This window comes from Sphingobacterium sp. ML3W (assembly GCF_029542085.1).
Classification (GTDB): Bacteria; Bacteroidota; Bacteroidia; order Sphingobacteriales; family Sphingobacteriaceae; genus Sphingobacterium.
Genome location: NZ_CP107036.1, coordinates 1,782,096 through 1,794,858, shown reverse-complemented (window position 1 = coordinate 1,794,858; position 12,763 = coordinate 1,782,096). Strand labels below are relative to the sequence as shown.

10 protein-coding genes are annotated in these 12,763 nt (G+C 42.2%); 4 read left to right on the top strand and 6 right to left on the bottom strand.

Annotated elements, in window-relative coordinates; translation table 11 throughout:
- Positions 1-61 precede the first annotated feature (61 nt).
- The 6 genes from OGI71_RS07695 to OGI71_RS07670 form a co-directional block, all read right to left on the bottom strand.
- Positions 62-1,876 (bottom strand): glycoside hydrolase family 15 protein, encoded by a 1,815-nt coding sequence (locus OGI71_RS07695; RefSeq protein WP_282254813.1) that lies wholly within the window; start codon positions 1,874-1,876, stop codon positions 62-64.
- Positions 1,863-4,058 (bottom strand): bifunctional alpha,alpha-trehalose-phosphate synthase (UDP-forming)/trehalose-phosphatase, encoded by a 2,196-nt coding sequence (locus OGI71_RS07690; RefSeq protein ID WP_282254812.1) that lies wholly within the window; start codon positions 4,056-4,058, stop codon positions 1,863-1,865. The genes OGI71_RS07695 and OGI71_RS07690 overlap by 14 nt, the downstream gene beginning before the upstream one ends.
- Before the next feature lie 265 nt (positions 4,059-4,323).
- Positions 4,324-4,968, bottom strand: a complete 645-nt coding sequence (locus OGI71_RS07685) for a hypothetical protein (RefSeq protein ID WP_282254811.1) — start codon at positions 4,966-4,968, stop codon at positions 4,324-4,326.
- A complete protein-coding gene (locus OGI71_RS07680) occupies positions 4,969-5,475 on the bottom strand; it encodes an S-ribosylhomocysteine lyase (protein ID WP_120257880.1) in 507 nt (168 codons plus the stop codon).
- Between the two features lie 107 nt (positions 5,476-5,582).
- Positions 5,583-5,873 (bottom strand): antibiotic biosynthesis monooxygenase, encoded by a 291-nt coding sequence (locus tag OGI71_RS07675; RefSeq protein WP_120257879.1) that lies wholly within the window; start codon positions 5,871-5,873, stop codon positions 5,583-5,585.
- A 62-nt stretch (positions 5,874-5,935) separates the two neighbouring features.
- Entirely contained in the window at positions 5,936-6,850 is a 915-nt protein-coding gene (locus OGI71_RS07670) for a LysR family transcriptional regulator (RefSeq protein WP_282254810.1), read from the bottom strand.
- A 76-nt stretch (positions 6,851-6,926) separates the two neighbouring features.
- Between OGI71_RS07670 and hutH the strand changes: the two genes are divergently transcribed.
- From hutH to hutG, 4 genes are read left to right on the top strand one after another with little or no spacing between them, the layout of a single operon-like run.
- On the top strand, positions 6,927-8,489 hold the full coding sequence (gene hutH, locus OGI71_RS07665) for a histidine ammonia-lyase (RefSeq protein ID WP_282254808.1): 1,563 nt from the start codon (positions 6,927-6,929) through the stop codon (positions 8,487-8,489).
- 11 nt (positions 8,490-8,500) lie between these two features.
- Entirely contained in the window at positions 8,501-9,754 is a 1,254-nt protein-coding gene (gene hutI / locus OGI71_RS07660; protein ID WP_282254807.1) for an imidazolonepropionase, read from the top strand.
- Positions 9,751-11,772, top strand: coding sequence for a urocanate hydratase (locus tag OGI71_RS07655; RefSeq protein WP_282254806.1), 2,022 nt, complete (start codon positions 9,751-9,753; stop codon positions 11,770-11,772). Before hutI ends, OGI71_RS07655 begins: the two co-directional genes overlap by 4 nt.
- Positions 11,769-12,758: a formimidoylglutamase gene (gene hutG / locus OGI71_RS07650; RefSeq protein WP_282254805.1), complete on the top strand. Its 990-nt coding sequence runs from the start codon at positions 11,769-11,771 to the stop codon at positions 12,756-12,758. Before OGI71_RS07655 ends, hutG begins: the two co-directional genes overlap by 4 nt.
- Positions 12,759-12,763 lie beyond the last annotated feature (5 nt).

Below are 12,763 nucleotides of genomic sequence, written 5' to 3'. Positions count from 1 at the left end.
ATTGTAAACTTACATATAAGAAGAGAATGCGGTCAACCTAGTTGACCGCATTTTTTGTGCTTTATAATGAAAAGATGGGCTTGTCCAATTTAATGGCGAGCCGATATACAGCGTTCATCAGTCCTACGTGGCTATACGCCTGTGGGAAATTGCCCCATTGGCTACCATTATCTTCCGTAACATCCTCACTGAATAAGCCCAAATGGTTACTGTAGGTCAACAGCTTTTCCAGTATTTCTTTTGCTTCTTCAACTCTTCCTACGCAGGCCAAAGCTTCCACATACCAGAATGCACAAACTAAAAAGGTAGATTTGGGTTTGCCAAAATCATCTTGGTGTTTGTAGCGGTAAAAGAGTCCATTTTCACCTTTCAGTTCTTTTTCAAGCATTTCGAGATGTTGCCAAGCCCGATCTGATTTGGGATCTAAGTAATCCATCACAATCAGTTGTAGTGTGCTGGCATCTAAATTTCGGCTGTTCAACGCATTTTGGTAAACTTTTCTTTCTTCGTCATAGCAAGCTTCAATATAGGTGGCTGCCTTTTCGAGCAAAACAGTGGCGCGCTGTTCCATATCTTGATAACCATTTTGGCGGGCGATAAGCAAAGCAGCCTTGCAGCCGACCCATTGAAAAAGGTTGGAATAACAATGGTGGTTGGCAAAATTTCTAAATTCCCAGATTCCGGCATCTTTCTCATCGATCGTTGCTTCGATTTTCTCCAAAATAAAGTTTACCCAGCCCAGTACATTTTTGTTCTCGTGGATTTTGAAACGTTGGTCTGTAAACAGTGGGAGGAGGGCTATCATTGCCTGTCCATAAACATCATTCTGGATATGTTCGAATGCTTGGTTGCCGATGCGCACGGGACCACTGTCCTGATATCCTTTTAGATCAGGTAGGATATGTTCCGTCAATTCAGAGGTTCCCAATATGCCATATAAGGGTTGAAGCCTGCCCGGGTTGTGATGAGTAATACCAGCGATATAGTTGGCAAAACTTTCCATTTCTTCAAACTGACCAATATGCGTCAATGCGGTCAATACATAATAGCTGTCACGGACCCAGCAATAGCGATAATCCCAGTTTCTTCCTGAGCCCGGAAATTCGGGTAGGCTGGTGGTCGATGCGGCAATAATAGCTCCTGTATCTTCATATTGGTGCAATTTGAGTACCAGGGCCGAACGAATCACTTCTTTTTGGTAGATATTGGGAATACTACATCTTTTAATCCAGCGCTGCCAGTAGCTCAATGTTTTGACAAAGAAGTCTTCACATGTGCTGGCAATCGCAGATTCGAAAGCTGCATCATAGGTCAATATAAGATATTTATTCTCGCTGATAATTGTCCAGCTGTCCTCTTGAAAAAAATGTGATATCGGTACATCTGTCGTCAGGCGAATGCGTTCACCGATATCAGCGCTACTATAGAGAATATGGTTGCTTCCCCGCGTGGCTTTTAACGCATTACGACCATAATTTCCCGTGGGCTGACATTGGATATTAACGCTGGGTGCACCGCGTAGCGGTTCTATTTTACGGATCAACATCAGCGGTTTAAAATATCGTCCAAATTGTTCGAATCGGGGTGCGAAATCTGTAATGCGATAGGCAAAAGATTCAGTATGGATTTCTGTACAGAGTATATTTGAATTTTTGATGTAATACTGTTTCGTTTCTACAATTTCTTCTTCGGGTTTTACGACGAAACAGCCCCCTTGGTTTTTATCTATTAGACCACCAAAAACGAAACTATCTTCAAATGATGGCCAACATAACCAAGAGATATTACTGTTAATGTCTACATGCGCTATATAGGAACAGTTGCCGATTATACCCGCTTGATACATATGTCTGTTTGCTGTCTTATTTTCCTTCATGATTTATAATAAGTTGATTTAAAAATTGAAGTACATCTTCCTGTTGATCCAAATAATATTTTGCTGCCGATTTATTGTTGCCAACTTTTATGCTAATAGTAGAGCGGGGTAGATATTTGAAAAGATCTTCATCGGTGACATCATCACCGATAGCCAATAGAAAATCGGCTTTAATATGCCCCGCGATTTCTAGGGCAGCTTTTCCTTTGTTGACTTCGGTATTCTTAACTTCAATTACGGCATTTCCATCAAGGAGCTGTAATCCATAGTCATTTAACATAGGATTTAAAATTTCCTTCAGTTCTGCGGCTTTGAGTTCTCCGAGTCCTTGTTCCACTTTACGGTAATGCCAGGCCAAGGAGTATGGTTTGGCTTCTATATAGGCACCGGGTGTCTGATCAGCCAACTTTTCCATCAGCTTTTTGACTTCTGGCATCCAGTGTAGTGCCAAGCCCTTTTTGTAGGCCCAGTTAAAGTTGGGAAAATTAGACCATATCCCATGTTCAGCGACCAAATAGTAGGAGCGCCCATCAAACCAGGTAGATAAGCTCTCCTGCGAACGCCCGCTGATGATGACCAACGTATTGAGCGGATCGGCGATAATACTATCCAGGAGATTGTACAAAAGAACCGTTGGGCTGGCTTTCTGGGCATGATTTTGAAATTTGACCAGTGTGCCGTCATAATCCAAAAAAAAGAGCCTGTTATGGCTTTGTCTGTACCGTTCAGCGATACTGTTAAAAACTTTATCTGAAATTCGCCTTGCCCATTCATCACGTTGTATGGCCTTTGTTTCTGCCATTCGATCTAGAAAAAGGCGAACCCAATGATGTACGTTGAACTTCTGTATAATCTGGCGATTAGCTTCTGTACGTTCGCGAATCTCTTCTGGTGGCATTCTAATCGCATGATAGATACTATCCGCAGTTTCAACTCGGTTGTATGGGTTGACAATAAGCGCATCTACGAGTTCCTTCGAAGCACCTGCAAATTCACTCAGAATCAATACACCATCAGAATTGGTCTTACAGGCGATATATTCCTTGCTAACGAGATTCATGCCATCTCTCGTCGAAGTAATCATACATATATCAGATGCAATATAGAGTCCTATAAGTTCTTCAAAAGGAAGGGATTTATAAAAATAGAGTACGGGAGTCCAACTCAGATTGCCATAAATTGAATTAATCTCGCTTACTTTTCGGTTTATTTCATCTTTCAGTTTTTTATATTGTGACACCTTATCTCTGGAAGGAACGATAAGCATATACAGTACGACTTTGGAATGCCATTCCGGATATTTTTCCAGGAAGGTCAGGAAAGCACGTAGTCTTTCCAATATGCCTTTGCTATAGTCAAGCCGGTCTACTGATATTATTATTTTTTGGTTTGGAAAATGACTGCGAAATTGGGTGGCGATTGCATTAACTTCGGGACGGGAACTCGTGCGGACAAACTTGTCGTAGTCTATTCCCATGGGGAATGATTCTACAAATATATGTCTATCGCTGTATTTGAGCTGATTGTGACCACAAGGTACATGCAATACTTTTTTACAGGCATTAAGAAAATTTTGGCTATCTGCAAAGGTGTGAAATCCAATAAGATCCGCGCCGAGTAAACCTTCAATAAGCTCTTTCCGTTGGGGAATATTCATAAATAGCTCCTCTGAAGGGAAGGGGATATGATGAAAATAGCCAATATTGAGTTCCTGATTTTCTTGACGTAATAATTGTGGCAGCAGCATGAGCTGATAATCCTGTACCCAGATAAAATCGGGAGAATGCTGTGCCGAAAGCGCAGCATCACAAAATTTTTTATTTACAGCAACATAAGTTGACCAGTATTCCCGATCAAAATGGATATAGCTCGGTTGATAGTGGCATATCGGCCATAGGACCTCATTGGAGTAACCTTCATAGAAATTGTGGATTTCTTCTTTTGATAAAAAAACGGGGAGCAGATTCATCGGCTTGAGCAGTGCGATGATTTTCTCTTTTTCACTGTCATCTTTGGGAACTATTCCAGGCCAGCCAACCCAGCAGATTTCAGTAGAGTCAAAGGCCGAATTTAGGCCAGTAGCCAAACCACCAGCACTAGGTTTGATGATAAGCTTGTCTTTTTTTCGTTCTATTTGTATCGGCAGTCTATTTGAAATTATTATTTTCTTTTTATTCTTCATAAAAATATTAGATCGATTTATTTGCAGTGTAGAAGAGTTATAATGAATATAACGATGGGTGCGTATCCATATAACTGAACAAACCCTAGCTCAAAATCGTTTTGATTAATTCAAATAAAGTCTATTGGTGATTTTTATCGGACTTAAATAGAAAATTTAGGTAATAGTTAGTTCCGCTTTACTTTTAGCTGTAAATAGAGTCGATAATTATTTCAAAAAAAGACCTGTAGTATTCGCTACAGGTCTTTTTATGGCGTGTTCAGTCTTATGAAACGCTCGGGATGTCTATTTTTTCCTTGACCAGTCGGTCTCTCATAAACTCATCCAGGATTGTCCCCAATCGCCCCGAAATTTCACCAAGGATACTTTCCCAATCTTTCACTGTACCATCGCAGTTATCTGAAACGATCTTGATACTGTGAAAAGGCAGGTTTTTGAGCAAGCAGAAATTTGCCAGCGCATAGGATTCCATATCAAAGGCCAAAGGGTTCAGGTGTTTGATATCTTGATAGAAGGCCGTATTGACATTGATAAAACGATCTGAAGTCAGCAGTGCCTCTTCGTAGTCAAATTTGTCAAGAGAAACCGATTCGATTACTCCTTGTCCTTTTAGGAAAAGTGTATTTTCTAAAAAGAATCCATCTGTATAAGCATCGCCCTGAGCATAGTAGCTCGGATACAATACATGCCCAATTGGGTATCTTGTGCATCCGACCGTGCCAACATTCAGTAGAACAGGGTTGATGCCCAGTGCTTTGATGTCTTCATAGAGCGTTGCCAACGACAAAAGCGCGTTTACTTTTCCAACACCTATTTCATAGATGAAGGTTGATTTATTTTCGGTAGTAAAAGATAATTCATTTTTATTTGCTACCAGAATGATTGTTTCAATCTCTTTGTTAAGAATCATTTAATTTTCTTCAATATAAGGGTATTCGAAAGCGAGCTCTCCAGCATTGATTAAATGCAAGAAATTGACACAGGCTTGTTTCGATGTAGTGAAATCCATGAATGTGTAGTTACCACAGCTGATCGGATTTTGAAAAGGTACTTCGTATCCTTCAGTCAAAATCGTTTCCAGCACTTCTTTCATCAATTCGGCTACAGCTTGGGGACTTCTGTCTGTACCCGCTAAGACCACATAAAATCCGGTGCAGCATCCCATTGGACCAACATAGATGACTTCATCACCCAAAATTGTTCTAATTTCTGTCGCAAAACAATGCTCCAATGTATGCATCACCTCCGGAGACAACATACGTTCCGGTGAATTCGGTCTGATCATGCGGATATCGTAAGTCGTATAGCTTTCAATAGCGCTACTATTGGTATTGGAAGCTTTAGCATATATCCCTTGTTTCAATTTGGTATGGTCTACCGTGAAACTATTTACTTTTGCTTTTTCTTTTGTATACATCTTATTCTGTACATAGCTATAAAGTCCAGGACTTTACAGGGGTTAAAAGTTGAATTTATAATTCCTACAAAGGTAGTAGATATTATTGAAAAAGATGGATGAAAAAACTATTTTAACACTTCATAATGTTCCACTGTCGGGAAGGGGTCATAATAGTGATGTAATAGTTTTTCCCATTCCTTAAATAATTGAGATTCTCTGAAACCTACTGTATGATCCTCTAAAGTTTCCCATTCGACCAATAGGATGTATTGGTTATCCTTTTCAAGGCATTTGCGGAGTGAATGTGTTATATACCCTTTGCTAGCGCTAATGTACTGGCAAGCAGTTTTATAATCACGTTCGAAATTAGACTGTTGTCCCTCGATAATTTGTAGTACGGCTACTTCTAAAATCATAATTTGTTTTTTTAAATATATAGTCAAGTAAATATATCAAATATTTCCACGATAAAAAAGGTCTAAGTGTCAGTAATGATAGCTTTCGGGCCCTGAGAAGCAATAATATCTAAAACGAAAGGTATCCCTGGGTTGCGATTTTCGGCATTCCATACCAAAGATAAGGTAGTTCGTTGTGCTAAGGTATCCAGTTCAAGAAAACGTACATCAACCTGATAACCATTTTTTAAAGACGCTGGTACAATGGCAACACCTAGTCCCTGTGCCACCATATTAAATATAGTTAATGCATTTACCGTCCGGAGTGTAACTTTTGGTGTAAACTGATGATCCTGAAAAATACTCATGACCAAATCATAATAGGAGTGACTGTAATTTTTGGAAAACAGAATAAAAGATTCGTTCTTCAATTGGTATAGATCAGGTTTCTCCTGTTTTAACAAGGGATGATTGTTTGGTAGTACCAGACTGAAATGTTCCGTATGGATAGGAAGGCTATGCAATCCTATCGGTGTTTCGGAAAGACGGACAAAACCGAAATCAAGTTCTTTTTTTTGAATAAGATCCAATTGTGTTTCATTGGCAAGTTCGTGTAGTGACAGTTCGATGTCGGGTTGCTTTTGTTTGAGGGTGAGTAACAACTGAGGTAATATTGTTTGTACTGCCGATCCGATAAAGCCCAACTTTAGGGTGCTGATCTTGCCGTTGGCCAAACTCTGGAGCTGCGTGTCAATCTGATCTAGATGCCTAAACAGTTCTTTCACCTCGTCAAAGAGATAACCTCCGGCCTCCGTTAAGGAGACATTTCTTTTATTGCGCTCAAACAGCGTTACATGATAGTTTTCCTCCAGTTGCTTGATCTGTCGACTCAGACCCGGCTGGGCAATGAAAAGCCGTTCAGCAGCTTTCCTGAAATGGAGCTCTTCGGCTAATACTTTAAAATAAAGAAGATGTCTAAGTTCTATTTGATAATTCATGGTTATCAATTGATGATAAAAATGGTATTTCTAATTATTAAATATAGCGGCTAAATTTGATAAAAGCTTTATAACAATGGAAAAATTTTTATACGGTAGTGGACATTTAACCAGTTCCATTGCCTTGGCAATAGCAAAAGGGGAGGTTAAAGGGGAGATCTCAGCAGAAGTGAAGGCAGCTATCGATCAGAGTGCAGCCTATGTACGCCAGATTGTCGAACGGGGACAGGTGGTTTATGGTATCAATACCGGCTTTGGTCCGCTTTGTACGACACTGATTGATGCAGATCAGACGCAGGTGCTGCAGGAGAATATCCTGAAGAGCCATGCTGTAGGGATGGGCGAGCCCATTGCAAATGATTTGGCCAAAGTGATGCTTATATTGAAAGTTCATGCATTGGCCAAGGGCTTTTCGGGTGTTCAGTACAGTACATTGGAACGTATAATATGGCATATCGAGCAGGATGTTATTCCTGTTGTACCCAAACAAGGTTCAGTTGGTGCTTCGGGGGACCTGGCACCATTGTCCCATCTTTTCCTACCCCTGATTGGGCTTGGCAAAGTGAATGTCAAGGGTGAGATTTATACAACGGCGGATATTTTAGCGCAACATGGTCTTAAGCCTGTTCAATTAGGTGCTAAGGAGGGATTGGCCTTGATCAATGGGACACAGTTTATGGCTGCTCATGGTGTGAAAGCTGTTAGCGAGTTCAACAGAGTACTTCAAAATGCGGATATTATTGCTGCGTTGATGATCGAAGGGCTGAATGGATCCATTAAACCTTTCTTTTCCGAATTACATCAACTGCGTCCACATGCTGGCAATCGCTATGTTGCTTCAAATATCCATTCCTTACTTTATGGGTCAGCTATTTTAGAAAGTCATAAAGATTGTTCGCGTGTTCAGGATCCGTATTCTTTACGTTGTATCCCACAGGTGCATGGCGCTTCACGTAATGCATGGCTTCACTTAAAGGACACGATCGAGGTTGAAATCAACTCGGTAACAGATAATCCTGTTATTATAAACGATGAATTAACGATCAGTGGCGGCAGTTTCCATGGACAGTCCATTGCTTTGCCTTTGGATTATGCGACACTTGCCGTATCGGAAATAGGTAATATATCAGATCGGAGGGTGTATTTATCCCTGGAGGGGCAAACCAATGGGGTGCCTAAGTTGTTGATGAAATCGACAGGACTTAATTCTGGTTTTATGATTCTCCAATATAGTACGGCTGCTATTGCAAGTGAGAATAAGGGTTTGTGTTTTCCAGCAAGTGCGGATAGTATCCCAACATCACTGGGACAAGAAGATCATGTGAGTATGGGTTCCATTTCGGGTAGAAAGTTACTACAGGTGATCGACAATGTGGATAAAATACTAAGTATTGAATTGTTATGCGCAGCACAGGCGAAGGATTATCATCACCCGCTGCGGTCTACTCCGGCATTGGAAGCGGTTCATGAACGCATACGGCAGTTTATTCCACATATTGAATCCGATCAGCCAATGGAAGCTTTGTTAACGAATGCATTGGAATTGGTCAAATCGGGTGAACTGATTACCCTACGTCAGCAGACTAATCCGCAGCAAGATGTTGAGACCGCGTTGGTAGAACGTTTTGATACATTTTAGATTGGCATATCATGGAAAAAGATTTAAAACTTATAGGTCCTTTCAGGCAATTATTGACAATGGATCATATTTCATTGAAAGGTGCTATAAAGGATAACGAATTACAGATCATTGATCATGCTGGCATTTTGATTGAAGGAGAAATCATTCAAGAGATAGCTGATTTTAACCTTTTATGTCAACAATGGCAGGAAAGAGCTGCCATTATTCATCTTGACGGTGATCAGGTTGCTTTACCAGGCTTCGTGGATTGCCATACCCACATTAGCTATGCAGGGCAGCGGGCAAATGATTTTGCGCTTCGTAACGCAGGTTCTTCCTATCTGGAAATTGCGGAATCCGGCGGGGGAATTTGGAGTACGGTATCCCAGACAAGAGCCAGTGCTGAAGATGAACTGGTACAACTGACTATCGATCGTTCCGGTTTTTTATTTCGGCAAGGTATTACAACTATCGAAGTTAAAAGTGGTTATGGTCTTCAGGTTGAAGAAGAACTTAAGATTTTGCGCGCTATTAAGAGGGCAAATGACCAAACTGCTGCGGATTTAATACCGACTTGTCTAGCAGCACATATGCTACCACGGGACTATAAGGGATCGGCAAAAGATTACCTTGATTTGATGGAGGCAGCTCTCTTCCCAGAATTGAAAGCACAGCAGTTGGCCAATCGGGTGGATGCTTTTATTGAAAAAACAGCATTTGACGCCGAAACGATCAGACCGTACTTGCAACGGGCCAAAGAAATGGGCTTCGATTTGACGGTTCATGCAGATCAGTTCAGCACCTCCGGAAGTCAAGTTGCAGTGGAATTAGGAGCACGATCCGCTGATCACCTTGAAGCGTCTACTGCAATCGAAATTGAGCTTTTGGCACAGTCTGATACTGTTGCTGTGGCATTGCCTGCGGCATCTATTGGTATCGGTTGTGCTTTCACACCTGCACGCAAACTGTTGGACGCTGGCGCAAGTTTAGCAATCGCAAGTGACTGGAATCCAGGTTCCGCACCGATTGGCCAATTGCTGACCAGTGCCTGTATATTGGCAACAATGGAAAAGCTCAGCAACGCGGAGGTTTTGTCAGCATTGACCTTCCGGGCAGCACATGCCTTGAATCTGCATGATCGCGGGAAACTGGCAAAGGGAATGCGAGCGGATTTTAGTTTATTTCAGACCAATAATTATCAAAATATCACTTATTATCAAGGAAGTATGCAGCCTTCGGCTGTCTGGAAAAATGGTAAGGAAGTGTTTTCAATTGAACGATGATGGACAATGTATTTAGTCGTGTAGTTGCAGAAGGTATCCCTTCGCAGCTACCCCCGAAGATAGCGCGTGATCTGACTGTAAGTCATGCACCACGACGCAAAGATATTCTTTCTAAAAAAGAGGAAAAGCTTGCGCTCAGAAATGCCCTGCGTTACTTCCCAAAATCATGGCATGCGGAATTGGCACGGGAGTTTCTGGCCGAATTAAAAGCGTACGGAAGGGTCTATATGTATCGCTTTAGGCCAAGTTATGAAATGTATGCACGTCCGATAGCAGCCTACCCGGCAAAAAGTAAACAAGCAGCGGCCATTATGCTGATGATTCAGAATAACTTGGATCCTGCTGTTGCCCAACATCCCCATGAGCTGATTACTTATGGTGGTAATGGTGCTGTATTTCAAAATTGGGCACAATATCGCCTGACAATGCATTATCTTTCCCAGATGACGGATGAACAGACGCTGCATATGTACAGTGGTCATCCAATGGGTTTATTTCCATCTTCGGAACATGCTCCCCGGGTTGTTGTCAGCAATGGTATGATGATTCCGAATTATTCGAAACCCGATGATTGGGAGCGGTACAATGCGCTTGGTGTCACCCAATATGGGCAGATGACTGCAGGTTCCTATATGTACATTGGCCCACAAGGTATTGTGCACGGAACAACAATTACGGTCATGAACGCCTTCCGTCGGCAGCTTCCAGTTGGAGAGTCTATCCAAGGAAAAGTGTTTTTGACCTCCGGCCTCGGGGGGATGAGTGGTGCACAGCCGAAAGCAGGCAATATTGCTGGCTGCATTACCGTCTGTGCTGAGGTCAATCCTACAGCCGCGAAAAAAAGACACGAGCAGGGTTGGGTAGATGTATTGGTGGAAGATATTGACCAATTGGTGGAGCAGGTTCGCATAGCGATGGATAAACAGCAGACGATATCCTTTGCTTATATTGGTAATATTGTGGAGGTCTGGGAGGCCTTTGACCGCGAGCATATTTATGTGACTGTTGGATCTGACCAGACATCGCTTCATAATCCTTGGTCTGGAGGTTATTATCCAATGGGCTTATCGTTTGATGAGTCCAATGTGTTGATGGCCACCGATCCGGATAGATTTAAGCAGCTTGTTCAGGCAACTTTAGTTCGTCATGTAGATGCCATTAATAATCATGTTGCCAAGGGTACATATTTCTTCGACTATGGCAATGCATTTCTGTTAGAAAGTAGTCGTGCCGGAGCGGCAATATTGGACTCAGAGGGGGACAAATTTATATATCCATCTTATGTTCAGGATATTTTAGGGCCCATGTGCTTTGACTATGGTTTTGGTCCGTTTCGTTGGGTATGTACCTCCGGAGAGACTACAGATCTGGAAAAGACAGATCAGCTTGCAATGGATGTACTGACATCGCTTCAGGCGATAGCGCCAAAGGAGATCCAACAGCAGATGTTGGATAACATCCAATGGATCAAGGAGGCCGGAAAGAATAAGTTGGTTGTAGGTTCACAAGCCCGTATCCTGTATGCAGATTCTAATGGCCGTATCGCTATTGCCAAAGCATTTAACGAAGCCGTTCGAAACGGAGAACTTGCTGGTCCAGTTGTATTGGGACGAGATCATCACGATGTCAGTGGAACGGATTCCCCTTATCGGGAGACGAGCAATATCTACGACGGAAGTCAGTTTACCGCGGATATGGCGATACATAATGTGATAGGTGATAGTTTTCGTGGTGCGACCTGGGTCTCCATTCACAATGGTGGCGGTGTTGGCTGGGGCGAAGTAATCAATGGTGGTTTCGGAATGTTGCTTGATGGTTCGGTAGCCGCAGATGGTAAACTGGAGAAAATGTTGTACTTTGATGTGAATAATGGTATCGCTAGGCGTGCTTGGGCGCGTAATAAAGAGGCAAATCAAGCCTTGGATAGTGCAATGGCAAGTAATCCAACGCTACAGGTTACCCGCGCACAACTGGTGGACGACCATATTATTGATGAATTGTTTAATGACAACGAATGAATCTTTTACTTAACCAGCGGGACTTATATATAAGGGGAGACCAGGCCGTCTGGAAAGGGCGAATCGACGGCGAACAAAGGGATTGGATGCGCTGGCATCAATTGATGGAATGTACAGACCTGTTGGTCGATCCCAATTTGAATCAGTCAGTGGTGTTCCTGGGGTTTTGCAGTGACGAAGGTGTCGCCCGCAACCAGGGACGGGTGGGTGCGAAGGATGGACCTGGTGCAATACGAAACGTACTTGCTAATCTCCCAGTTCATTTTTCATCTAAACTAACACTTAAAGATGCTGGTGATATTTTTCTTAAAGATTGCGATTTAGAGTCTGCTCAATTGGCGCTAGGTTATGCTGTGTCTTCAATTCTTAAAGCAGGTGGATTTCCTGTCGTATTGGGAGGTGGACACGAGGTGACTTATGGGCATTATCTCGGAATAAAAGATTTTGTGGCTGATGGTGGACATAAGGTCGGTATTATCAACCTGGATGCTCATTTGGATATGCGTGCGCTTGCTGGAGGGCAGGGGAATTCAGGAACAGGATTTTACCAGATTGAAGCGGACCGTGAAGGTATAGGCCAATCGTTTCATTATATGGCGATTGGTATACAGGAGATCAGCAATACAAATGGTCTTATCAACTATGCAAAGTCCAAGCATACGCAGATTATCGAACGAAGAGATCTGGTTCCAGGTAAGCTTAATGCTATTAAGGAGCAAATTGAAGTATTTGCCAGTCAGGTTGATTATATATACTTAACTGTCGACCTGGATGTTTTCGCGGCTCCTTATGCACCTGGTGTAAGTGCACTAGCCTTTAATGGCATTGTTCCGGATGATCTATTTTTCGATTTGTACAGCGCTATTATGGGGCTGCCTAATTTGAAATCCATGGATATCGCAGAGTTAAATCCATATTTTGATATCGATGCCCGTACAGCAAAACTAGCGGCAGATCTTATCTTTAAATTTCTAAATAGGTTTTAATCGAT